22 protein-coding genes and 1 pseudogene are annotated in these 23,346 nt (G+C 44.1%); 20 read left to right on the top strand and 3 right to left on the bottom strand.

Annotated elements, in window-relative coordinates; genetic code table 11:
* The first annotated feature begins 150 nt into the window (after positions 1-150).
* The 9 genes and pseudogenes from comI (M0651_RS09465) to M0651_RS09505 all read left to right on the top strand — a co-directional run bounded on the left by comI (M0651_RS09465) (position 151) and on the right by M0651_RS09505 (position 6,506).
* Complete coding sequence (gene comI, locus M0651_RS09465; protein ID WP_227011709.1) at positions 151-246, top strand: competence inhibitor ComI; 96 nt, start codon at positions 151-153, stop codon at positions 244-246.
* 412 nt (positions 247-658) lie between these two features.
* Positions 659-1,186 carry a hypothetical protein gene (locus M0651_RS09470; protein WP_085279463.1) on the top strand — a complete coding sequence of 176 codons (528 nt, stop codon included), beginning with the start codon at positions 659-661 and terminating at the stop codon, positions 1,184-1,186.
* A gap of 214 nt (positions 1,187-1,400) precedes the next feature.
* Positions 1,401-2,174 carry a class I SAM-dependent methyltransferase gene (locus tag M0651_RS09475; protein ID WP_248551607.1) on the top strand — a complete coding sequence of 258 codons (774 nt, stop codon included), beginning with the start codon at positions 1,401-1,403 and terminating at the stop codon, positions 2,172-2,174.
* Between the two features lie 919 nt (positions 2,175-3,093).
* The gene (gene comI, locus M0651_RS09480) at positions 3,094-3,189 is read left to right on the top strand and encodes a competence inhibitor ComI (RefSeq protein WP_248551608.1); all 96 of its coding nucleotides are present in this window, start codon (positions 3,094-3,096) and stop codon (positions 3,187-3,189) included.
* 314 nt (positions 3,190-3,503) lie between these two features.
* Positions 3,504-4,019 (top strand): GNAT family N-acetyltransferase, encoded by a 516-nt coding sequence (locus M0651_RS09485; RefSeq protein WP_248551609.1) that lies wholly within the window; start codon positions 3,504-3,506, stop codon positions 4,017-4,019.
* Between the two features lie 107 nt (positions 4,020-4,126).
* A pseudogene (locus tag M0651_RS09490) lies at positions 4,127-4,844 on the top strand (class I SAM-dependent methyltransferase).
* A 141-nt stretch (positions 4,845-4,985) separates the two neighbouring features.
* Positions 4,986-5,165 carry a hypothetical protein gene (locus tag M0651_RS09495; RefSeq protein ID WP_248551610.1) on the top strand — a complete coding sequence of 60 codons (180 nt, stop codon included), beginning with the start codon at positions 4,986-4,988 and terminating at the stop codon, positions 5,163-5,165.
* Between the two features lie 273 nt (positions 5,166-5,438).
* Complete coding sequence (locus M0651_RS09500; RefSeq protein ID WP_248551611.1) at positions 5,439-5,945, top strand: HIT family protein; 507 nt, start codon at positions 5,439-5,441, stop codon at positions 5,943-5,945.
* Positions 5,946-6,170: 225 nt separating this feature from the next.
* Positions 6,171-6,506: a DUF3024 domain-containing protein gene (locus tag M0651_RS09505; RefSeq protein WP_248551612.1), complete on the top strand. Its 336-nt coding sequence runs from the start codon at positions 6,171-6,173 to the stop codon at positions 6,504-6,506.
* A 188-nt stretch (positions 6,507-6,694) separates the two neighbouring features.
* Here M0651_RS09505 and M0651_RS09510 read toward each other — a convergent pair whose 3' ends face one another.
* Positions 6,695-7,000, bottom strand: a complete 306-nt coding sequence (locus M0651_RS09510) for a type II toxin-antitoxin system RelE/ParE family toxin (RefSeq protein WP_248551613.1) — start codon at positions 6,998-7,000, stop codon at positions 6,695-6,697.
* Entirely contained in the window at positions 6,984-7,259 is a 276-nt protein-coding gene (locus M0651_RS09515; protein WP_068783634.1) for a type II toxin-antitoxin system prevent-host-death family antitoxin, read from the bottom strand. Before M0651_RS09515 ends, M0651_RS09510 begins: the two co-directional genes overlap by 17 nt.
* A gap of 310 nt (positions 7,260-7,569) precedes the next feature.
* On the opposite strand from M0651_RS09515, the gene M0651_RS09520 reads away from it, so the two are divergent.
* Complete coding sequence (locus M0651_RS09520; RefSeq protein WP_248551614.1) at positions 7,570-8,076, top strand: GNAT family N-acetyltransferase; 507 nt, start codon at positions 7,570-7,572, stop codon at positions 8,074-8,076.
* Between the two features lie 648 nt (positions 8,077-8,724).
* Here the strand turns inward: M0651_RS09520 and M0651_RS09525 are convergent.
* Complete coding sequence (locus M0651_RS09525) at positions 8,725-9,534, bottom strand: hypothetical protein (RefSeq protein ID WP_248551615.1); 810 nt, start codon at positions 9,532-9,534, stop codon at positions 8,725-8,727.
* A gap of 454 nt (positions 9,535-9,988) precedes the next feature.
* Here M0651_RS09525 and M0651_RS09530 point away from each other — a divergent pair, with 454 nt between their 5' ends.
* The 10 genes from M0651_RS09530 (at position 9,989) to M0651_RS09575 (ending at position 23,339) form a co-directional block, all read left to right on the top strand.
* Entirely contained in the window at positions 9,989-13,249 is a 3,261-nt protein-coding gene (locus tag M0651_RS09530; protein WP_169284794.1) for a hypothetical protein, read from the top strand.
* 835 nt (positions 13,250-14,084) lie between these two features.
* Positions 14,085-14,912, top strand: a complete 828-nt coding sequence (locus tag M0651_RS09535) for a ParA family protein (RefSeq protein WP_169284793.1) — start codon at positions 14,085-14,087, stop codon at positions 14,910-14,912.
* Entirely contained in the window at positions 14,860-15,804 is a 945-nt protein-coding gene (locus M0651_RS09540) for a ParB/RepB/Spo0J family partition protein (protein WP_240908720.1), read from the top strand. Before M0651_RS09535 ends, M0651_RS09540 begins: the two co-directional genes overlap by 53 nt.
* Before the next feature lie 83 nt (positions 15,805-15,887).
* A complete protein-coding gene (locus M0651_RS09545) occupies positions 15,888-16,058 on the top strand; it encodes a hypothetical protein (protein ID WP_169284792.1) in 171 nt (56 codons plus the stop codon).
* Between the two features lie 2 nt (positions 16,059-16,060).
* Entirely contained in the window at positions 16,061-16,672 is a 612-nt protein-coding gene (locus M0651_RS09550; protein ID WP_169284791.1) for a hypothetical protein, read from the top strand.
* Positions 16,673-16,719: 47 nt separating this feature from the next.
* A complete protein-coding gene (locus M0651_RS09555) occupies positions 16,720-17,841 on the top strand; it encodes an SAF domain-containing protein (RefSeq protein ID WP_169284790.1) in 1,122 nt (373 codons plus the stop codon).
* An 11-nt stretch (positions 17,842-17,852) separates the two neighbouring features.
* On the top strand, positions 17,853-18,560 hold the full coding sequence (locus tag M0651_RS09560) for a hypothetical protein (protein WP_169284789.1): 708 nt from the start codon (positions 17,853-17,855) through the stop codon (positions 18,558-18,560).
* A gap of 14 nt (positions 18,561-18,574) precedes the next feature.
* Positions 18,575-19,414: a CpaE/TadZ family protein gene (locus tag M0651_RS09565; RefSeq protein ID WP_169284788.1), complete on the top strand. Its 840-nt coding sequence runs from the start codon at positions 18,575-18,577 to the stop codon at positions 19,412-19,414.
* Positions 19,411-21,273 carry a Flp pilus assembly complex ATPase component TadA gene (locus M0651_RS09570; protein WP_169284787.1) on the top strand — a complete coding sequence of 621 codons (1,863 nt, stop codon included), beginning with the start codon at positions 19,411-19,413 and terminating at the stop codon, positions 21,271-21,273. The genes M0651_RS09565 and M0651_RS09570 overlap by 4 nt, the downstream gene beginning before the upstream one ends.
* Positions 21,270-23,339, top strand: coding sequence for a hypothetical protein (locus tag M0651_RS09575; RefSeq protein WP_169284786.1), 2,070 nt, complete (start codon positions 21,270-21,272; stop codon positions 23,337-23,339). The genes M0651_RS09570 and M0651_RS09575 overlap by 4 nt, the downstream gene beginning before the upstream one ends.
* The last annotated feature ends 7 nt before the right edge of the window (positions 23,340-23,346 follow it).

Here is a 23,346-nt window from a genome sequence, read left to right on the forward strand (position 1 = left end):
CTGAAAGGACTGCTAATTGTATTAAAACCATAAAAAACTTAGGGCCAACCAATATATAAGAACGCTTGTACGCAGATGTAAATAAAGGTAAAATATAACTACAATTGAATCTTGGGTGGTCATGGTTTCCCTTCGAAAGGAGGTGAAGCCATGGAGGTGAAAGATGCACTAACGATTATGTTCCTATTTGGATCATTCATTCTTGCACTTTTAACTTACATTAATAATAACAACAAGAGAAAGTAAAAACCCACCCCAAGGTTGACCGCCGAAGGTGGGTTTTCGATCGTAAATGACTAAGAAGGGATTACCCGTCCAAGCCAATTGTATGGACCAAGTGTTAGCGCACTTGGTCTTTATTAAATATATATTACCATAATTGAAAAGATGTATCAAAGAACTAATTGTAGAAAGGACATAATAGTACATTATGAGAGTATTTCGAAGAGGGCATCCCCATCAGATAACATAGTATTCACGCTGCGTCGCCTACGGCTCCTTGGTCTGCAAGAGGCGGTTCGAGGAAGTAGTTCAGCAGACAATCCTGCTAGGCTAAGTCTCCGACCCAGTCGCTAAAGCTCCTTTAAGCCTCTCGGACTCGTGAATACAAGAACGTTATATGAAATCCCCGAAATATAAAACATAGGAGGTCATTCGAATGGCGGAAATTGGACAGGAAATAGTAAAAAGATATCTTGAAGAACTAGGGTTTGAAGTTAGAAAAATACCTGAGTCGGATGTCAAAACTCCAGACTATGAAGTCTTTTTAAATGAACAACTTGTTTTCTATTGTGAAGAAAAGACTCTTGAATATGATGACTTTGAGGGCGTCAAGGATGATCCGACTTACAACTCAATTTCCGCCCATGTACATAAAGCAACAAAACAATTTAACAGCATTAACCCTAATAGGGAATACCCCAATGTACTAGCGTTTGTAAATTTTGACACTTTGAAGAACGTACATGATTTATTTACTACATTGACTGGACATATTCTATTAGAATCTGGAGAATATATGAAAATTCATAGGGTTGGAAGAATAACAAGTGATCTGGATCAAATTGATCTTTACCTTTGGTTTGATAAGGAGAAATTTATAAACAAAATTTGGGGTGAAGTACATTCAATTCATGATGAAAATTTGAAAAAGATTATACCAAATAAAGATAAGGCTTCAGAGTAATTCGATGAGGTCGGGGACATCATCTAACACAGTATTCACGCGGCGGGTCGGCTGAAGCCGCCCCTTGGTCCGCCAGGGGTATTTTCAGGGAGTAGATTCAGGCGGACAACCCTGCGAACCTAACCGCGTCGCGGCCGCCCCGTTGGGGCTTAAGGTTCTCGGGTTCGTGAATGCAAGAACGTTAGGCGAAATTCATTGAAAGGCGGTAAATAAAATGCCTATCGATTTTCATGATAGAAGTAATCAATCGACTTATGCTTCACGAGCGGCAGAAGTAAGATGGATAAAAACTATTGAAAAATATGTTTCAGTACAAGGGAAGCATATTCTTGATCTGGGGTGTGGAGGGGGTATCTACTCTAAAGTATTCTCCCAAGCTGGAGCATCGCATGTTACTGCTATGGATTACTCTTCAGAAATGTTAAAAGGAGCAATTGAGAATTGTAAAGACTTGAATAATATTACTTTTATACAAGGAAGTGCTTTAGAGACAAAGCTCGAAAAAAATCTATTCGATGTTTTATTAGAACGTGCATTGATTCACCATATCGAGAATCTCAGGTTATGCTTCCAAGAAGCACAAAGAATATTAAAACCGAATGGAAGATTTATTATTCAAGACCGGACAGCGGAAGATTGTTCTCTTCCGGGAAGTAATACACATATTAGAGGATACTTCTTTGAGAAGTATCCTCAATTGCTAGAAACGGAAACTAGCAGGCGTTATACGAGCGATGAAGTATTAACTGCATTAAAACAAACAGGTTTCAATTTGATAATTGAAATGGAATACTGGGAAACACGAAAGATTTATAGTGATTTTGAAGAACTAAAGAATGATTTATTGAATAGAACGGGTCGATCGATATTGCACGAATTAAGTGATGAGGAACTGGTAGATCTGACAAGATATATCCAAACGAAAATTGAAAATAATGAACAAATAATAGAAGAAGATAGATGGACTGTGTGGATCGCAGAGAAGTAATGAACTTCGCCTAACAATGTGTTCACGCATTGGGGGACAAGCCCCCTCGGTCCGCTGGAAGCGAAGCATATTCGGATCCGGAGTAACTCAGGGAAGGGAAGAGGAATCAGCGGACACATCCATTCACCCAACCGCATCGCGGCCGGCCGAGTTCGTGCTAGTCGCACAAATCGAGCAACTTAGGGTGAATGGACGTCGTGAACACGGAAACGTTATCTGAAAGGGCTGAAAAGGATGGAAGAAAATAATACATTCTCAAAATCATCATTATTAAAATTCAAAATCTCAAGATCCATTCTAATCATACTAGAATATATAATAATATTAGGATGCTTTAATTTTGGTGGTGTACGTCTAAATATACTTATCTATATTGCCGCGGCTTTTTTCGGGTTTGTTATAGGTATGTTTAGAAAACCAATTAGGAGAACCTTAGAGCTATTCTTCACAATACCCGCCAGTATATATTTTGGTACGAACATTTTTATGAGTAGTAAAGAAGATATAAGTATAAAAACTATCTCTTTGATACTAATAGTATTAACCATTATTGTATCTGAGATCATCGAAAATAAGTTACTAGATAAATTACGGAAAGATCATATAAATTAGAATGTAAATCGAAGAAGTCAGCCCCATCATCTAACACCGTATTCACGCATCGGGGCTATCGCCCCTCGGTTGTCCAGATGTATAATCATGGAAGAAGCTCAGACAACAAACGACCCAGCCTAAGATAAGAGCTATCTAAGGCTAGGGCGTTTCGGTGAATACAAGAACGTTATGAAATTCCGGCAAAACATATCCAAACATAAAACGCGAACAAACATTCTATTGATGAGTTGTTCTATGTGGTAGAATAAGGAAGTGCAATTGAATCTTGGGTGGGCATGGTTTCCCTTCGAAAGGAGGTGAAGCCATGGAGGTTAAAGATGCATTGACAATAATGTTCCTATTCGGAACGTGTATCCTTGCCCTCTTAACATACATTAATTCCAACAACAAGAGAAAGTAAAAACCCACCCAAAGGTTAGCGCCAGAGGTGGGTTTTTATTGCTCTAGACTCGGAAGGGAATTAACCATCCAAGCCAATTGTATAGCCGAGTGTTCACAGCGCTCGGTTTTCTTATATAAATGATACCATATCAAAAAGACAATGAAAACTCTGTTTGCAAAGACCTGAATAAAAACCTGAAAAAAAACCAACCAACCGATCGCTACGCTGAATTGGTCTGCAGCTTAAGCCAGTGAGAGTTCGTGAATGCCTGAACGTTAGGTGAAATTAATACAACATATGAAAACCCAATAACTCATGATTGGAGATTATTTATGATCATTCGAACTGAGACAAATAGTGATTACGATGAAGTATTCAAGTTGAATTACCTAGCCTTCGGTAATAGGGAAGATGAATCAAAATTAATTGAAAGAATTAGATTATCAAATGAATTTATACCTGAATTGTCCTTAGTTGCAGAGATTAATAAAGAAATCGTTGGTCATATTTTACTGAGTAAGGCAACAGTAGAAGGTCAAGGAAAAAAATCAATTGTAATTGTGCTGGCTCCAATAGCAGTAAAACCGAATTTTCAAAAGCAAGGAATTGGAAGTTCGTTGATCGAAGAAGGAATAAGACGATGTAAAGCCTTAGGATATGGGATCCTATTGTTAATAGGACACCCTAGTTATTATCCAAGACTGGGTTTTAAACCAGCTAGAAAGTATGGACTAGAATTAAAACAGTTCGAAGTACCTGATGAAGTATTTATGGTATATGAAGTAGAAAACGGAAAACTTCAGGAAATAAATGGGGAACTGAAATATCCAAAAGCATTCTTTAGCTGAATCGAGGAAGGTTTTAACATCACTAACACCAGATTCTTACCGGGCCTGCAACAACGTTAGGTGAAATTGAAGCAAAGTAAATAGTAATTACTAGGGAGATGTCCAAGATGTCAGGTGAGACCATAAAAAACATAGATGATCTTTTAGTCATGATGGATTCGTTAATGAGAGAACCCGCTCCTTTTTGGAACAAGTTTTATAGCGATCGAACGAAGAAAGTCCCTTTTTTTGTGAACTATCCAGATGAGAATCTCGTATCCTATTTTGAATCGGGGATCTTACATGCGGGTAAAATGCTTGAATTGGGATGTGGGCCAGGAAGAAACGCAATATATGCCTCACTTAAAGGATACGAGGTGGATGCAGTTGACATATCGAAAGAAGCTATTGATTGGGCGAAGGAACGTGCCAGAGAAAAGAATATTTCAGTAAATTTTGAATGCAAGTCCGTATTTGATCTTAATATAAAGGACCAACAATATGATTTGGTATATGATTCCGGTTGTTTACATCATCTATGGCCACATAGACGGATTGGGTACATTCAAATGATTCATAATGCACTAAAAACTGGAGGATATTTTAAGATTAACATGCTTTGCTCCAGGGTTTACTGAAATTGGAGGAGCCTTAGAAATAAGTGATTGGGAAGTATATCGTAAGAAAAGCATGAAAGGCGGACTAGCTTACAGCAAAGAGAAGTTACACGTGTTATTAGAAGAGTATTTTGAAATAGTAGAATTCAGAAGCATGACAACATGTAATGAGAGTGATGAGAAATTTGGGGTGCCATTTTTGTGGGCAAGTCTTTGGAGGAAGAAGTAAATGATTGGTAGTTGGCAGACACCCCTGCATCACCTAACCGCATCGCGCCCGGACCCAAAGGTCCTTAAGTCGGTGAGGCGTCGTGAACACGGAAACGTTATAAGAAAACGGGGAGAGTTAGTATTAAGTGGGGGGATTTCGATGGAGCTTGAAAAAGAAATTAAAGAAAGGCTTCATAATATTGAGAGGAGATTAGAACAAATGCAATTTGAACCGGTTAATTCTCGTCCCGGTTGGTTAAACTTTTTACTTGCATTTGTAACTGTCTTTATATTAATTGTGATATCAGTGGGTGTAGTAAGCTTCCTACAAGGATCCTAGAATCGTAGCTTACTTTCATTAAAGAAATCATTAAGTTGTGAACAAATAAGTAATAGTAAAAACAGACTAGTGTGAGTAATTCTTCGAAGCCCCCTCGGTCCCGGAAGATTAGTCGAGGTAGCAGTTGCCGGGACACATCCGCACCACCTAACCGCAACGCGGCCATTCCCTTCGGTCACTTAAGGTGGTGGACGTCGTGAACACGGAAACGTTAGGTGAAATTGGCGAAGCAAAACAAATGAAATACCTAACACTTAAAGGAAGAGGTGCGTAATGCCAAGACAAGTAACATTAGCTGACGGTAGGACAGTAGAGGTAGAGTGTCTTAGCTGTGCTCTAACTAGTGGGCTTATTGAACCTACTGGAGGAGTTATATATGAATCAAGACATTTTCATGTACATCAAGATGTCGCCTATCCTATTAGAGGCTTGGTCATTATTGCCTCCAAAAGACATTTTTACTGTTTGGATGATTTAAATTCAGAGGAACAACTAGATTTCATATCAATTATTCATAAGGTAAGAAGTGAGCAGCGGAATAGCCTTGGGATTGATAAGGTGTACTATTTCTATAATGAGGATACAACACATCATTTTCATCTTTGGATGGTTCCTAGATATGAATGGATGTATAGTTTCGGAAACTCAGTAGAATCATTACGACCGGTTCTAGTACATGCAAGAAATAATATGAACACAGAATCCAATATGTTAGAGGTTCTGAATGGGATAAACACTCTGAGACTTGGATTAGAGGGTTTTGTAAGTAATCCAGGGTAACTTCACCTAACACCGTATTCACGCATCGGTCTCTCCGAGACCCTCGGTTGCCAGGGGAATTGCAGAGAAGAGGATCAGGCGAGAACCTTGCACTTCCTAACCGTATCGTGGCCGCCCTTCGGGCTTAAGGTGGTGGGACGTTTTGAATACAACAACGTTAACTGAAATAATTACAACAAAGACAGAATAAGCCAAGAAAGATAAAACACGATGGAGTGATGGATCATGGCGTTTGATGCTTTTACTAGGAGAAGACTTGAGAAGATACTAGATAATTACATAGAGAAGAAGATTCCAGAAGACCTTAAGGCAGAATATAAAATTATTTATAAGTTTCGAGGAGAGACAATTACTCTTTCGCAAGATCAACCTTCATATAGACCTGGTCAACGAGTTGTATTGCCCATTGCACAGTTCAGATATATAGACGGAAAATGGAACGTGTATTGGAAAGACAGTAAAGATAAGTGGAATTTTGTAGAAGATATTAAACCGATAGAAGACCTTGAAAAACAATTAAAAACTATTGATAAGAATGAATACGGATATATGTGGATGTAACTCGAAGAGGGCAATGACATCAGTTAACACCACATTCACGCTGCGGGCCGTTATCGCGTCCCTTGGTCCGCCGGAGGAATTCCGAGGAAGATGGATCCGGCGAATAACCCTGCACCACCTTAAGGTGGTGGGACGTCGTGAATACGGGAACGTTATAAGAAATCAGGGAAAAGACACGTATGTGAGGGTTAAAGCAGGAAGTTGTATTTTCGTTTTCCGTGAAGGATTCTCCGGATCTCGACAGTATCTTTTAAAACCACATAAAAGACAAGATAGGATTCAACAACTAACATTCTATAATTCAGTATTTGAAGCCGAATATCGTTCGGAATCGTACCGCTATTCGGAAATAACTCCAGAATAGATATAGATTGATCAAGTTTATCCGCCATTGATAAAGCCGCATCAGGATTATCTAACATGATATAATGGATGATATTGGATAAATCCTCTTCAGCGATGGGCAAGTACTCGATTTTATATTTCTTGTCCACGGATTTGACTCCTTAGATTTTTCATCACCTCAGAGTGACTCTTCTTCTGGACACCTTCGCTACTTTGTTTTTCAGCTACAGCGAGTTTTTGGTACAGTTCAATTAAAGCTTGTTGTTTTTCATATGAAGCATGGCTCATCACGACAAGATCACTCTGACCATTCTTGGTAATAAAAACGGGTTCACCGTCATGATGAGCAATTTCGGAGATAAGATTAAAATTGTTTCTTAAGTCAGAGATAGGACGAATCGTAGGCATGGTCATCACCTCAAGAATATTGTTACGATTAATTTTATCATAATTATGATAAATAATACATGGAGTAAAGAATATTATTGTTGGGTATTTCAAGGAAGCCCCTGACATCTTATAACAATGTGTTCACGCTTCGGCGGACAAGCCGCCTCGGTCCCGGGAGATAAGTCGAGGAAGCGATTGCCGGGACACATCCGCACCACCTAACCGCATCGCGGCCGTTCCCTTCGGTCACTTAAGGTGGTGGGACGTCGCGAACACGGAAACGTTATAGGAAACCGCCCTAATGCTTTTAAAGGAGAGATGATTCTCAATGAAGATTAGATTAGCCTCTCTCAATGACATTGAAGGAATTGCTAAAGTGCATTTAGAAAGCTGGAAGACTACATATAAGAATATTATTTCTGATTCATATTTATCCAATATAACTTTAGAAGGACGAATTAGAAATTGGACTTGGGTTTTTAACAATTCCAATAATGGCGAAGTCATATACGTAATAGAAGATGAAAACAATCAAATCGTTGGATTTTTAAGTGGGGGGAAGAGCCGAGAATCTAATTTAGAATATGAAGCCGAACTATATGCGATTTATCTTTTGAAAGATGCCCAATGTAAAGGATATGGTAGATTGCTTTTTAATAGGTTTATTGAAGAATTAAAGTTAACGAAATATGAATCTATAATGCTTTGGGTACTAAAGGAAAACCCTGCAATTAATTTCTATAAAAAACTTGGTGGAGAATATATTACTGAGAAAGAAATTCAAATTGGTGAAGATCGGTTAATTGAAATAGCTCTTGGTTGGAAAGATATATAAAGCATTTACTAGATAATTCGATGAAGAGGGCGGCATCATATAACACCGTATTATACGAACCTTTTTTTGCCCCTTCAGAAATGCCCGAATCCCTTTCCCCGCAAGGCGTTCTCCACTTTTCCCACTTCGCTTTTGTCGCTTTGACTTCGCATAACTTGAATTTTCTCAGCTAAGATATACGAACCAGGCGCTGAAAAGATAAGCGAAAAACGAGATATACGCACCTGTTTTTTTCGAGATATACGAAGCTGATAATTACAATATATCTTGTATCAATGAGTCTTTCAAAGGTGTGGAATTGAAGCGGTATATTAATGTCATATGAAAATAAAGCTATAAACTGAGGGTGATGAGATTGAAAATCGTTAGTCTTCAAATTGTAAGTTTGAGACTGGAAAAATCAAACAGCGGTAGACCAAGACTTGAAAAATAAAATCTTAGACTGCCGCTGTTGTTATTGAACTAACGTTACTCGTTAGCGGAACGTTAGTTCAATAAATTTCAAATTCAAAGTATTTTTGTGCCCGCGAGTATACCTGATAACGTTGTATCTTCACGAATCCGAAAGACTGAGACAATTTAATTGCCTGATGGCTTCGCCATCTTGCCCTGCAAGATTTTCTGCCCGACTCTACTACTTCGAAAAACTTAGTTTAGTTCTTTCAAAGCAATTTTTGAAATGTATATAACATAAGATAAAATCCTATCAATAAAGTACCTTGATTCATCCAGTGTAATAGAACTTATATCGAAATCACCATGTCTAATATCTGTGTAGTCTTCATGAAATAACTTCCATAGCTTATGACCTTCTGTCACTATCACTTTGGGTCCCCATACTTCACGGTTGTTTACCATATGATTATTGGCTCCACTTACATCTTTTGTATCTGTTATCCGCTTCATAAGTGCTTCCATTGCTGATAAACAGTCTCTAATAGCATCTTTTCTTGCCCTTGGATTTTCAGATCTTTTTAATTGTTCTTTTGCTTGTTCTATATGATCAGCTGTTTGCTTACACAGCTTTCTTGTTAATTCTGCTACACTTTCAATTTCAATAGTTTTTGTAGTATTGTGATTGATACATATCCAAGGTTCTTCCAAATTGTCACTTAATCTATATCCGAAATTAACAAATTCGAATATCTCGTTAAGATCATCAACTATAAAGGCTTCAAGAAAATTAAACGTGATATCACTAACTGCATCCATAAATCTTGCAAATGGTACTTCTCCGAGCGAATCAATATTTCTCTCAAGATCGCGTATTAGATAATCCCAGCCCCAGTTTTTTGTTCTTTCAACGTAAGAATATTCTGCAATTTTATTCACTATTACTTCCATTACTGAATCATTAACAAGTCTTCCCGGTCCTGAGTAAGAGTCAATTTTCAAACGAGCTCCCTTTATCAAGATACTGGGCATGCTTGTTAACAGCTTATTAGGTACTTCATTCATTATGTATGTCTCGTTATCATACGACATATGGTCTGGGTAAGATTCTTTGAATTTTTTCATATTTACCTCGCTATCTTCATATTTCAAATACGCTTTAGTTAAGTACTTCACAAAATTCCATATCCGAAGTATTCGCGAAATCATAGTAAGACACCTGCCGCAGGTAGGAGAAATGGTATAAATTGAGCATAAGGAGGTAGCAGATCAGGTTTGGTTCTGCGCCTCCTTTTTGTTTGATATTTCCAATTGTGATTCGCCGTGTTAAAATTTATGGAATGGTGTATTTAGGTTACTTCTCTACTGAAATAAAAAAGTTATTAAAGCAAGAGCAGATGAAGTTTTTGATCCCGACTTCCCTTATGATGAAAAGTTTCCAGAGATTAAATTTCAATGAAGTCCAAAATAAAGAAATAATGTGCAAGAGAAAAGAAAATGTTTGGAGGTGAGCGATGTAATGAAAAAATCCATATCCCCATATGAGCTTTTAAAAGCTAAAAGACCTGAAAAATACTCCGACTCTACAATTATCCGTAAAGCAAATTTAAATAGAGAAATATTTGACTTTTATCTTGATAGCTTAACAAGCAGAGGACAAGAAAAGAATTTTGAGGTATTCTGCAGACGCATGGCAGAACATGAAATATGTCCAAACCTTCTACCTCAGACTGGACCAACCGGAGGAGGAGATAGTAAGGTGGATTCGGAAACATATCCGGTATCCGATGATTTATCTTTATCATGGTTTAGTGGTATAGGAAGAGAAGCATCTTCCGAAAGATGGGCTTTTGCGATAAGTGCAAAAAGGGACTGGAGATCCAAAATCAAATCAGATGTTAAGAATATCGTTTCCACATCCAGAGAATACAAAAAAATCTTTTTTATAAGCAATCAATATATTCCTGATAAGAAACGAGCAGCTATAGAAGACGAATTATCCAATCAATATAATATTGAAACTAGAGTGCTTGATAGATCATGGATATTGGATAAACTGTTTTCAAACCATCGTGAACAAATAGCGGTTGAGTCTTTTGGGCTTTCAGATTCATTTGCTGATGAACGGAAAGTAGGCCCATTAGATTATAAACGTCAGTCAGAGTTGGAGAAAATAGAAAAAGAGATAAGTCAATACATCGTTGAAGGAATAAACAGTATTGCTCTTGTAGAGAATGCAACACAAGCAGCAATATTAAGTAGGGAACTAGAACTGTCGTTTGATATTACAAAGGGACGTTTTGAGAGAGCTATTGCGCTTTCAGATAAATACGGAACGATCATTCAGCAAAAAGAATGTGCTTATCAATGGGCATGGACTTTGTATTGGTGGTATGAAAAGTTCGATCTGTTCTATGAAAAGTATTGTATATATGAAACTATTATTCTTGATGGTAATAATTTCTTTGACCTTGAACGATTAACAAATCTATGGATGAATCTATATACTATAACTGGAGGCAAGTTTGAAGTAAGCAAGTTTGAAGTACACACTAAAACGTTGATAGAAGAATACAGAAGATTTATTGACAATAAGACACGCCCTAATGCTGCTTTGGAAGCTAGGGCTAACTTTGTCTTTGTAAAATTAATGCTTGGGGATAATGTCGATGAGTTAGTTGATGAACTAACGCAGATCATTAATGATTGTGATGGGGTTCTTGATTTTAGCCTTGATACACTTTCTGAATTGATTATGAATGTTAGCCCAAATTTAAAGGATAGTCCCCAATATGATTCCTTATTTGATACAATAATTTCAGCTTCAAGCAGCAGAAAACAAGAATTAGTTTCTGCAAAATTACTCTTAAAACGAGGAGAGCAACTAATTGAATCAAAACCATATAGCGCTATACGTTATATTGGTCGTGCCCTCCAAAAATTATATAAAGATGAGAGTAAAAATGAGTACTTGTTGGCAATGACTTTAATGGCTCACGCTTGTGAAAAAGCTGGCTTATTGTGGGCGGGACGTGGTTATTACCTTAATGCTTTCTTTATCGCCTTTATTGATTACATGAAGTTTGGAAATGTCAGTCCCTTATTAGTTGGTTGTTCTACCGAACTAAAGATGATTGAACTTCGGCATGGGAGAATTCCTCATTCGCTAGAATGGTATAAGTTAGATCGACTGGTAAAAGGTCTCCTAATATCAAGTGGTTACGATGCAACGAGACTAAACGAAATCGATGATATCAACTTATACGATGCAATATTGGGAATGCTTCTTTTAAGAACATCTTTTGAGGATCTCCACTCACTTGCATCATTACCAGATGTATTAGATCATGAAGGTCTTCATATGGCTGCCATTGGATTGAAATATGCACTAGGCTATATAGATGAAGAGATTCAGAAATCTTACAACGATGATAAAAAGTCTATAGAAGAATTTATGCAGCAATGGTATAACCAACCAGCAAAAGAGCAAATACCGGATATACCGATATTTGTTATCGATGGCACCCAGTATTTTTCTTCAAAAATAATGGGATGTCTGATTAATATTGAATCAGATGCCAAATTTCCATGCATCGAATTAGCCGAAAGTATATTAGCTGCAATCGAAAGCTTCCTTGCAACGGCTATTTTAGATGGATTGGTAGGGATGATTCCCCGAGCAACGATTAAAGTTAAATATGTTGAGTCGGTAAAATACCATCTTGACTTCAAAAATGAACCCAGTGATATTGAACCTATATTCACTATTACTTGCTCTGATTTTGGTGAGGAAGAATTTTTTGAAGCGCAGCAACAAACTAAACAGTTTATTCTTAATTTCTTTGCGGCATTTATTGCTCAAATAATAATGTTTAGAAATACAGAGCAGCTTGAAAAACTGATAATTGAGGATCAAGCTTTCGAAAGATCATTGAATTTTACAAGCAGTATTTTTATCATTGCTGATTTATTCGGTAAGAATATGCTCTCTTTAAATAAATGGCTAAATCCTGAGGGGAATAATTATCCGTTAATACGAGATAGCACAATTAGATTTCAGTTAGATAAGTTGGATGTAGGCCAGACAGATAAGAAAAAAATAAACCGTGGAAAGTCGGATAATAAGGAGAAGTTTGATACTGAATCAGTAAGTCAAAAAGACATTGAAATTACAAAAATAATAAATATACCATTATGGAACAGGGCACAGTGGAAAGGAATTTTCTTTGGTTGGACTAATGATAATGGGCCTCCTTTATTAGCTTTAGCATTTAATAATAAAGAAGCAGCTATTTCGATTTTCAAACAATGGCATACCTTAGTGGGTAAGGCTGATGAAAATGATAAAATACGAGTTGGAATAATAAAAGGAATTGATAATAAAAATCCCTTCTTTTATAAGGCGATATTAACCGCAAATCTTGAGAACTCATTAGATTCGCAAAAAGCTGGATTGATTACTGTTCTTTCAAGGTTTCATACAATGGATGTTGACAATGATTTTAATCTTAGAAATTTCGAAAGTGCCCTAAAAAAGGTAGAGTCAACATGGAAATACATTATACTTCCTGCTTATATAAATCCCAAGAACCAGAGGCCAGAATTGTTATTTGACTATCATATCCTGAAAAAACATATTAAAATAAAAAATGCATGGGAATTAGAAGAAGATGACTGGCTTACTTACGCTATTACTCCTGATGATAAGCCGATTATTCCGCCATTCGTTAAACATGCTCGGATTATGGATTATATTGAAAATTTAAAGCGAACCCATTAAGTCATATGAGTTGTTATATGAAAGGCCACCTTTGATAGGTGGTCTTTCACTTTCTTGGCTATGATCATCAATCACTTGCAATGGCAAGTGAACCCTCATTAACCCTTAGCTAAAGCTGCTGAAAATGTAGACTTAACCTAAATTTAGTTCTAACCTCAATTCAATTAAATTGCCCATTAATAAATTGTCGCAGCACCAAGCTCTATTTCGAGTTTGGTGCTGTTTTTTTTTATTTTCGATTTTTTTTTGAAAGAAGGGTCCGGTTTGACCTCAAAAATGAAAAGGATGGTAGAGGGACACGTCCTCGACCGTTCTTTGACAATAACATAACTTCTCATCCGGTACGTTCCCCGCATGCCTGAAAGGGAAAGCCATTTTGCAGGTACGCCACGACCATCCTTATTTATAGGGTGCTAGCGATCATTACCTAAGCAAAAATAAATGGTGGTATCATTTAGGCGATAATCCGTGCGGAGGGGATAATGATACATCCGTCTAGCCACAGTTATCGCAATGGGGGCGGCTTGCAGTGATCCTGGGAGAGGCGACAGCCTATGAGGACGGCTAACCACTGTCCGCCGGACGAGATTATTTTTGTTATGCAAACCCCTGTTTAAAAACATTGGCATTGTGACCATTGAAAAGTGATGAGAAGCAGATTTGGATTTCAACACTTTACGACGGTTTAAGACCTCCGCGAAACGACGACAAATTAAAATAGGAATATCCAAGAGAACGATTTTTTTGGCGTTCTCTTTTTACATAGATATTCTTTATAAGCCGGTTGCCCTGAATGCCAGAGCAACCGGCTTTATGCGTGAAAGGAGATTCTAACATGTCCAAAGTAATCGCCCTCGCCAATCAGAAGGGCGGCGTGGGCAAGACGACAACTGCAGTTAATTTGGGAATCGGGCTGGCTGCCGAGGGCAACAAGGTTCTGCTGTTGGATGCGGATGCGCAGGGCAACCTGACGGATTCGTTAGGCTTCCATGAACCGGATAGTCTGTCCATTTCACTCGCCACAATGCTAGTGAAAAGCATGACGGAGGAGCCGTATGAACCGAAGGAAGGCATTCTGCATCATCATGAAGGTATTGACCTGATGCCGGGAAACATCGAATTATCGGCAGTCGAAGTGGCACTCGTCAATACGATGAGCAGGGAAACGATTATGCGTTCGTACATTGATTCCGTAAAAGCAGATTACGATTTTATCCTGATCGACTGTATGCCGAGCTTGGGCATGATGACGATCAACGCATTGGCAGCGGCGGATAGCGTCATCATCCCGGTACAGGCACACTATCTGCCCGCCAAAGGCATGACGCAGCTTTTGCAGACGGTTGCCCGCGTTCGGCGTCAAATTAATCCGAAGCTGGCTGTGGACGGTGTGCTGCTCACGATGGTAGACAGCCGAACCAATTTCGCCAAAGACATTTCTTTAGTTTTGCGCCGAGATTATGGGGATAAGCTGCGTGTATTCAATACAGAAATCCCCCTGTCCATCAGAGCGGCGGAAACAAGTGCCAAAGGCAAAAGCATTTATGCCCACGATCCGAACGGACAGGTTGCTAAAGCCTACGCTGCACTTACGAAGGAGGTGCAGGATATTGGCAGCGAAAGAAGATCGGCTCGCCAGCATAAAACTGACCAAAGTCGATGATTTATTCTCGACAGAGGAAAGCCGCAACGATTCGCAACGGGAAAAGGTGATGGATATTCCATTGGCTGAAATTAGTGAATTTCCCGGTCATCCCTTTAAGGTAAGGGCGGATGAAGCGATGTTAGAAATGGCGGATAGTGTCAAGCAGTATGGTGTCCTTGTTCCCGGCTTAGTTCGGCCAAAGGTAGGCGGTGGATACGAGATGGTATCCGGACATCGTCGAAAGAAGGCAAGTGAATTGGCTGGTATGGAGACAATTCCATGTCTCGTTCGCGAGTTGGATGACGATCAGGCGACTATCATCATGGTGGATAGCAACCTGCAACGGGAGTATATTTCTCCGAGTGAAAAAGCTTTTGCCTACAAAATGAAATTGGAAGCTATGAACAGACAAGGACAACGAACAGATTTAACTCGTTCCCAAGTTGGGAACAAGTCTGCTGCAAAGAAATCAAGCGAGATATTAGCAGAACAGATGGGTGAAAGCAAAAACCAAATATTTAGATACGTTCGCCTAACCGAACTCACTCCTCACATTCTCGAAATGGTAGACGACAAACGGATTGCCTTTAATCCTGCCGTTGAGTTATCTTACTTGGCCGAGAAAGAACAGCAAGCCCTATTCGAGACCATGCAGGCCGAGGACTGCACGCCTTCACTTGCTCAGGCTCAGCGTATGAAAAAGATGAGTCAAGAAGGGAGGCTGAATACAGATGTCATTTACACCATACTGACGGAGGAAAAGCCGAATCAGAAAGAAAAAATGAGTATTCAGCGAGAACGAATCGACCGCTTTTTCCCACGAGATTTCTCGGAAAAACAAAAGGAAGACCTAATCGTGCAACTGCTGGAAAGCTGGTACAAAAGGCGGCAGAGGGAGCACGAACGGTAATTCCCCCGTTGCCGTCCTGTTCATGCGCCCTCTCCCCTGACGGAGAGCTTTTTTTATGCCCATTTTCGGGGAGGAGATCATCAATGGACTTTACGAAAGGAAAACGGCGTCAGTATGAACGTCTGATGAAAGAAAAGCCGGGTTTTGCGCGTAGTAGGCCATCCGAGGAGGAAGAAGCACAACTGCGCAAGCAGGCTCAGGAAGCCGAAGGCTGGCACAAGAAACGTGACCACAAAAAGAACCGGGAGGGCTGACGATGGAGCAAGAGAAACGAATGGCCGGTGACTACGAAGTCTATCAAGCGCTACCCATTGGCAGGGTGGAGGTTGTTTTAGGCATCGACATCACGAATACCGAAAAGCCCTATTTGGTTTGCTACTGCTCGCAGAATAATTTGTTTGGCATCGATCAGTATTACGGTGCAGAAGGATATGCGGATTACCTGGTCGCAATGCAGGAATTTACTAAGCTATTGCAATGGGAAATCGAGAAACTCCAGACCGAGCGCGCTACGATCACGGAGCCGATGCCTCCCATTCAACCCGACCAATGCCTGCCCATCAAAAGTGACGATGATCTCGGCGGCAGAATTGTTGTGACCCGTTTGGATTGGTTGCGACCGGAATTTCGCACGGCAGACCATCAGTTGATTTGGGTAACGGGAGGCTTCGGTGCCTCCGGGAACTCACGTGGGCGGGCGGTCTATGCGGAAACCCTCTATTCCGGCGATGAATACCGCTATAACCGGGAAGACCTGATGGGGTTCCTGAAGCCGGAGCATACGCCCACATGGGCGGCCGAGAAGCTGGCACAACGACAAGCGGATCAAGTCCCATCAAAGCCGCGTCCGCGAGGCGAAGCGCGTTAAGAGAAGCGCTAGGTATCTTCTATATAAATGAAAGGAGATCGTGAACGATGTCATGGACGTATCGACACCGCAAGACGCTCATCATGGGAGCCATCGCGATCAGCGTGGCGCTTCTGGTAGCAGCGGCCTTGTATATGCTGATGCAGCACACCGATCAGCAGCAAAAGCAGCAACAGATGAAAGAGGAGTATGAGCGGCAGATTCAGCAATTGAAAAAGGAGGAGCAGCAAAACAGCCGAAATGTCTGGACGACTGCAAAAACAATACCGGCAGGCGTCTCGCTCAAAGCGGATGACCTCAAGGCTGTTCCGATGCCCGTCAGTTTGGTTCCGCCGGGCGTCATCACCGACCGGGAAAGCATCATCGGCAAAAACGCCAAGATCGAGCTTGCATCAGGAACGCCGCTACTTTCCTCTTTATTGTACGAAGGGCAGCCCATTCCGAAGGATTTGCGCATACAGGAGTTTCAGGTCATTCAGCTTCCCTCTAATCTCAAACCTAACCAATATATAGACGTTCGAATCGGCTTTCCAACCGGCGAGGACTTTGTTCTCTTATCTAAAAAGAAGGTACAGGAGCTGTCCGGTACGGTTGTGTGGCTGGAACTGAATGAGATGGACATCCTCCAAACGTCCAGCGCAATTATTGATGCGTACTTGCAGGGAGCGCGGTTGTATGCCCTCCCGTACATCGAGCCGGGCTTACAGGAAGCGGCTGTGGTCAACTATCCGGCCAATCAGAAGGTATTGAACCTGATGGCGTTCGATCCCAATCTGCTCGAAACTGCAAAAATCGAACTTGCCCGCGCGCTGCGTCAAACGCTGGATGGCAATTTGAAGGCGGTCAGCGACTCGGACAAACTTCGCGTCACCAGCGGTAGTGTAACCGTGCAGCAGCAGTTGCAAAACGAACGGATGACGACGCGGCAGGGCAATGCCATGAGCGGAACACAGCCAGTAGGCACACCGCAGTCTGGAGAATCAGCAGTTTCGACGAATGGTCCCCAGCCTAGCGTGAGTGATGCTGCTGGTGCAGCAGCTACGCAATCTCCGAAAAATCAACAGACGCCCCCTCCTGCCGTTTCGCCGTCGCTGCCATCGAGTATGCCTCCTGCAACCGAAGCGCCTCCGGCAAGCGAAGATAAGTGGGAAAACATCTTCAATCAATGAGGAGTGCGGATATGAAAAAAATTGTTTTTATCGGCGTAGCGGACAAGACGCATGCTTTGTTGGTGCTTGGTCGCTTGTTTGTGGCATTGGGGAATAAAGTGCTGTTGGTGGATTCCACCGTCACGCAGTCGATTCGGGGTTATCTGCCGCACGCCTATGCCAATAGCGCCGTTCAGGATTATGAAGGTATGGATGTGGCCTACGGCTATCTCACTCCCGAACAGCTTGAACGAGGCTTGGCACAGGCAGGGACGACACCGGCATACGACATCATGCTGGTGGACACTGACCATACGGAATTTGTTTTCCACCACAACCTGTCCCAGTTTGATAAGCGGGTGTGGTGCTGGGATGGAAGGCGGTTATCGCTGGAGAAAAACGAGGAACTGATGCTTCGTCTCGGCTTACAGAACACGGAAGAGCCTATCTCTTTTTTCGAGTTGCTCTCCCCTGACATACCGGGAAAGTTGGCAGCGTGGCGAGCCGAAAAGCGGTTGCGGCATATCCAGTTGGAGGATACGGTGTTTCGCTTCCCTTTGGACGAACGCGATGCAGCCGTCGATTTGAACAATCAACACCACGGCCGCATCGACCTTCGCGGGCTGACCGGGGCGTTTCGCGAGATGCTGCTGACGATGCTGGAGCAGCTTGGCGATTGCGACCGCAAGACAGCGCGACGAGCCTGGGCAACCGCCCGTAAACGGGTGCGGGTGTGGTAGAAAGGAGAACGTTTATGGGAGCTACCGTTGTATTTTGGAGTCCTGTATCCGGTCAGGCCGGGACAACGACTAATCTGCTCGCCGCGGCGACGTGCATGGGTTTGGAATATTCGGCGCGATTGCTGTTGCTTGGGCATTTGCTAAGCAGCTACGCCGCTGTCGAACGAGCCTATTTTCGACCTGCCGGAAGAGAGGACATGCAAAACCCGGACACGGGAATTGATGCGCTCTTGCGTCTGCTGAAAAACCGCAAGCTGGAGCCTGTCATGCTGCGTGACTATGCCCATCCGTTACTGCGGGATCGCCTGGATATTTTGCCCGGCTCCATCAAGCAAGAGGATATTTTTATTGAAACGGCAAAGGAATGGCTCACACCGCTGCTTGCGGTTGCCCGCCGCGCTTACGATGTAGTGCTGTTGGATGGGGGGAGCGGCAGCGGGTCGGCTTGGGACGAAATGCTGCGGCAGCAGGCCGACGTATGGGTCGTCTGCCTGCCGCAAAACCGTCTCCTTCTAGAGCGATTTTTTCAATCGGCAGAAGCAGCGATGCTGCAAGGCCGAAGAACGCTGCTCGTGTTCGGACAGTACGACCCTTATTCGACGCTTACTTCTAAAAATCTCATGCGTCAATTCCGTATAGGACCGACCGTGTACCCTGTTGCACATAATACAGGCTGGATGGATGCGGCACAGCATGGCGAAGCGAATCCTTTCTGGTTTCGCAACAGGAAGATAGCAAGCGGTCATGAGAACCACCTGTTCGTGCAGCAGGTGCGACGATTGGCGCAGGCTGTGATCGAAAGCGCAGGCGCAAGGCAGCATCTTTTCGGAGGGAAGGAGGGCGACACGCCATGACGGCTATGCTCAATGCCTTCATCCTGATCGCGCTCTTGTTGCTTTCAATCTTCTTTCTTTATTTGCGCCTGAGCCGACGATTGCCGGAACGGACGGACGACACATCGGTATATACGCTGGAAGCGATGACCACTTTCGTAAAAGCAACGCTACACGAGTTAACCAGCAGCAACCTGGCCGACTTCGGTTTGTCGGAGGAAGAATACCGCCGCCGAAAAAGCAAACGGGCGGAGCTGAAAAAGGCGCTGCGGGGCTGCACCTCCGGTGATCTGCGGGACAAGGAATACGTCAAGGAGATCATTGCCGACCTGCTCGCGCAGCGCTATGAGTTGGACGATGCGCATTTGAACCTCCTGCTGCCTTTTCATCAGCCGGAGTCCCTCTCCGCGCAAGACCAGTTTGATATTCTGCTTTACACATATAAAAAGGAAGCCGGGCTTCATGCGCTCGACCGGCTCGTTCAAACCTATGAATGGGATCGGCAAAGACGAAACGAGGAAGGCCAGCTTGAAACGTACCGGATTACGGCGGAGGATATTCGTAGCGTCTTCGCCCGTGAAGCGCCGTGTTTGACGACGGACGATAAGCTCCAACTTGTCGTCCAGCGGATTTATCAGCATTACAAAGGATTCAGCGTCGTGGACGAGCTGCGCGACATGCGTGTGGACGGCGTATCCGGGGGTGTATCTGGTCTGCCGCCGCTCATGTGGGAGGGCGAATGGTCGCTGGAGGAGGACGCACAACTTCAGTCGCTGCCCCGTTCGCATGATAGCGTATGGCTGTTTTACAAAGGGAAGTCCATCCACCTGAGCTTCTTGTCCTTCGGCTCCGAGCAGGAACTGCGACGCGTTTGCCAGATCATCTATAAGCACAATTTTCCCGGCCAGTTGTCCGAGGCGAACGGATTTAAGGTCAATGAAATGGCAGACGGCTCCCGCGTCGTCGTGCTGCGCCCCCGATTCAGTGAATCGTGGGCTTTTTTTGTGCGCAAATTCGACGTGCAAAGCGCGACGCTAGAGCAGTTGATTCAGGACGAAGGCGCGGAATTGCCGATTGGCCTCATTCGTTACTTGGTATCGGGTGCGCGGATCACCGCGATTACCGGCGCTCAGGGCAGCGGCAAAACAACGTTGCTCATGGCGATGGTGCGTCATATTCCAGAAGTGCTGCCCATCCGGGTACAGGAAATGAGCTTCGAGCTTCAGTTGCGCAAAATTTACCCGGAACGCAACATCGTCAGCCTGCGCGAAACCGAGACGATTTCCGGTCAACAGGGGCTGGACATCCAGAAGAAGACGGACGGCTCCGTCAATATTTTGGGAGAGGTAGCGACCGATCCGGTCGCCGCTTGGATGGTTCAGATGGCACAGGTGGCATCATTATTCACCTTGTTCACGCATCACGCCAAAACCTTCCGTGACCTTGTGCTATCTCTCCGCAATTCCTTGTTGAAAACAAAGGTGTTTACGAACGAGCGTGTGGCAGAGCAGCAGGTCGTCAGCGTCGTCAACTTCGATATTCACCTTCGCCGCGACCTGGACGGACGACGGTATATCGAGCGCATTACGGAATGCGTCCCAGTGCCGCAGGAGACGGCGTACCCGGAAGCCTTTCGCGGGAAAATGACAAAGGACGAACGGATGGCAGCCTTTATGGAAACGACGCTCGAATACTTCCGCCGCTCGACGGATCGCCCGCTGTACACCGCCCAAAATCTCGTCGAATACCGCGACGGTCGTTACGTTGCCGTTCATCCCCTGTCCAAGCAAAGTCGCTGCGAGATTGCGGAATACCTGAGCGGCCCCGATCAGGCCGTCTTTGATGCGTTTCTAGCATCCCATTGGGGGGATGAGACATGATTCGGGAATGGCTCTCCCCTCTGCTTGGCATCGCAACCGTGCTCTTTTTTGCCGCTGTCGCGGCCTTCCTGTGGCTGTCCCGGCGTGATTCGGAGGTGGCGGCAGTCCGGCGCTACGAAGCGCTGCGTAAGCCGGGGCAAGCGCCTCGCAAGCAGGCGGTTTACAGTTTCATGCAGCGGCTATACAGCGTTTGCGAGCAGATGCCGGTTCTAAGGATGTACTTGCAGCACCTTCGCAGGCGATTGGTCATCCTGCGGCTCGGGGACGAATGGAAGCTGCGGCTTGAGGTGATGAAATCGGCGCTCTTGATGTGGCTTGTCCTGCTTTTGGCCGCGATTCCGCTTGTTTTGGCGGTGCGCGACCCTTACACGCTGGCGATGCTCGGCATTGGTCTTTGGGTCGGCCACGGCATCCTCTCGGATATGGGTGTTTATCGGCTCGAAATGAGGCTGCTGCGACAACTTCGTCTGTTTCTTGGGGATGTGAGACATCATTACCATCGTCACGGGATGGTGGATGAAGCCGTCTATGAATCGGCGGACAGCGCGCCGTATGAAATGGCACTGCACGGGCAAGAGCTGTACGACATGCTGACGGACAGCGACGCCGAAGATAAACTAGCGCAATATGTGGAGCATGCCCCAAATCGCTATTTGCAGGGCTTTGCGGGATTGTCGTATCTCATCAAGGAGCATGGCGATCAGCAAACGGAAAGCGGTTCGGTCTACCTCAAGGGACTGGAAAAGCTGTCCATCGAACTGAATCTGGAATTGCTGCGTCGCGAGCGTCTCAGCTTCTTATTACAGGGGCTGACCGTTATCGCGCTGCTGCCGCTGCTATTTACCCGTCCGATTGAAGCCTGGGCCAGCCACTTTTTTCCGGCAATGGACACGTTCTACGCCAGCGCTTTCGGTTGGGCCGTCAAACTCTGTCTGCTTGTCGTCGTGTGGCTATGCTACGTGCTGCTGCGCAACCTGTCGGAGCTGGGTGCGACCGCAAGGCCCACCAGCCGAAAAAGATGGGAGCAACGGGTCTATGGCTGGCCGTGGATGCGCTGGCTAGCCCACAGGCTGGGGCCGGTTCCCGGCTCGCGAGAAGCGGAACGGATAACCCAGCTGCTCAAGGATACAGCCTCTCCCTTACGTCTCGAATGGTTTTACGTGCAGCGGATCGTGGCCGGGTTCGCAGCCTTTTTGACGGTGCTGGGCTTGTTCGTGTCCTTGCATGCAGCGGAGCGGCATCAGGTGCTGTATGCACCAGTGAAGCCGGGAACACTTTTCGGGCAGTTGTCTCCGGAGGAGGAAACGAAGGCGCGGGAAGCCGCCGCTCTGGATCGCAGGATGCTCGATCAATTAAAGGAGGTGAGGCCGCGAAGCGAAAATAGCGTCATCAGTCTGCTGCGCAAGGACCCGGCTGCACAGATCAAGGAGGATCAGCTTCGAGAGGCGGCGCGGCGCATCCTGGGCAAGCTGGAGAAGCTGAATCAGCCTTTTCTGGCGTGGTGGGAAGCGTTTTTGGCGTTCGCCGCAGGATGGGGCGGGTACACGCTGCCAGTTGGTATTCGACTGTTCCAGCGGCGTATGCGGCAGATGGAGATGAAACACGAGGTGGATCAGTTGCAGGCCGTGATTGCCATGCTGGCCGGGATGGAACGGATGTCGGTTGAACAGCTTCTGCTATGGATGGAGCAGTTCGCGCAGGTCTTCAAGGAGCCACTGCAATCCTGCCTTCTTCATTTTGAACAGGGTGAGGAGCAGGCGCTTGCGCAGCTCAAAGAAGATGCACCGTTTCTGCCTTTTGTTCGGATCGTGGAAAAGCTGGAAATGGCTTCGCAGCATTTGACGATCCGGCAGGCATTCGACGATCTCGAAGCAGAGCAGGGGTTTGCGCGAGAGCAGCGCAAGCAGGAGTATGAACAGTTAATTGAACAAAAGGCAGGCTGGGGCCGCTGGATCGGGTTTGCCCCCTTGATGACGCTGATATTCGGGTATTTGGTCATTCCGCTTGTCGTCGTCAGCCTGCATCAGATGACCGTGTACTACGATCAGCTTCAACGCATCCAGTAACCCATAC

The organism is Paenibacillus mellifer (assembly GCF_023195895.1).
In the GTDB taxonomy this organism is placed as follows: Bacteria; Bacillota; Bacilli; order Paenibacillales; family Paenibacillaceae; genus Fontibacillus; species Fontibacillus mellifer.

What these genes read in the sequence shown, in the direction of transcription:
- comI (WP_227011709.1), top strand. Translation starts at nt 151, where the DNA reads ATGGAGGTGAAAGATGCACTAACGATTATGTTCCTATTTGGATCATTC.
- M0651_RS09470 (WP_085279463.1), top strand. Translation starts at nt 659, where the DNA reads ATGGCGGAAATTGGACAGGAAATAGTAAAAAGATATCTTGAAGAACTA.
- M0651_RS09475 (WP_248551607.1), top strand. Translation starts at nt 1,401, where the DNA reads ATGCCTATCGATTTTCATGATAGAAGTAATCAATCGACTTATGCTTCA.
- comI (WP_248551608.1), top strand. Translation starts at nt 3,094, where the DNA reads ATGGAGGTTAAAGATGCATTGACAATAATGTTCCTATTCGGAACGTGT.
- M0651_RS09485 (WP_248551609.1), top strand. Translation starts at nt 3,504, where the DNA reads ATGATCATTCGAACTGAGACAAATAGTGATTACGATGAAGTATTCAAG.
- M0651_RS09495 (WP_248551610.1), top strand. Translation starts at nt 4,986, where the DNA reads ATGGAGCTTGAAAAAGAAATTAAAGAAAGGCTTCATAATATTGAGAGG.
- M0651_RS09500 (WP_248551611.1), top strand. Translation starts at nt 5,439, where the DNA reads ATGCCAAGACAAGTAACATTAGCTGACGGTAGGACAGTAGAGGTAGAG.
- M0651_RS09505 (WP_248551612.1), top strand. Translation starts at nt 6,171, where the DNA reads ATGGCGTTTGATGCTTTTACTAGGAGAAGACTTGAGAAGATACTAGAT.
- M0651_RS09515 (WP_068783634.1), bottom strand. Translation starts at nt 7,259, where the DNA reads ATGCCTACGATTCGTCCTATCTCTGACTTAAGAAACAATTTTAATCTT.
- M0651_RS09520 (WP_248551614.1), top strand. Translation starts at nt 7,570, where the DNA reads ATGAAGATTAGATTAGCCTCTCTCAATGACATTGAAGGAATTGCTAAA.
- M0651_RS09525 (WP_248551615.1), bottom strand. Translation starts at nt 9,534, where the DNA reads ATGAATGAAGTACCTAATAAGCTGTTAACAAGCATGCCCAGTATCTTG.
- M0651_RS09530 (WP_169284794.1), top strand. Translation starts at nt 9,989, where the DNA reads ATGAAAAAATCCATATCCCCATATGAGCTTTTAAAAGCTAAAAGACCT.
- M0651_RS09535 (WP_169284793.1), top strand. Translation starts at nt 14,085, where the DNA reads ATGTCCAAAGTAATCGCCCTCGCCAATCAGAAGGGCGGCGTGGGCAAG.
- M0651_RS09545 (WP_169284792.1), top strand. Translation starts at nt 15,888, where the DNA reads ATGGACTTTACGAAAGGAAAACGGCGTCAGTATGAACGTCTGATGAAA.
- M0651_RS09550 (WP_169284791.1), top strand. Translation starts at nt 16,061, where the DNA reads ATGGAGCAAGAGAAACGAATGGCCGGTGACTACGAAGTCTATCAAGCG.
- M0651_RS09555 (WP_169284790.1), top strand. Translation starts at nt 16,720, where the DNA reads ATGTCATGGACGTATCGACACCGCAAGACGCTCATCATGGGAGCCATC.
- M0651_RS09560 (WP_169284789.1), top strand. Translation starts at nt 17,853, where the DNA reads ATGAAAAAAATTGTTTTTATCGGCGTAGCGGACAAGACGCATGCTTTG.
- M0651_RS09565 (WP_169284788.1), top strand. Translation starts at nt 18,575, where the DNA reads ATGGGAGCTACCGTTGTATTTTGGAGTCCTGTATCCGGTCAGGCCGGG.
- M0651_RS09570 (WP_169284787.1), top strand. Translation starts at nt 19,411, where the DNA reads ATGACGGCTATGCTCAATGCCTTCATCCTGATCGCGCTCTTGTTGCTT.
- M0651_RS09575 (WP_169284786.1), top strand. Translation starts at nt 21,270, where the DNA reads ATGATTCGGGAATGGCTCTCCCCTCTGCTTGGCATCGCAACCGTGCTC.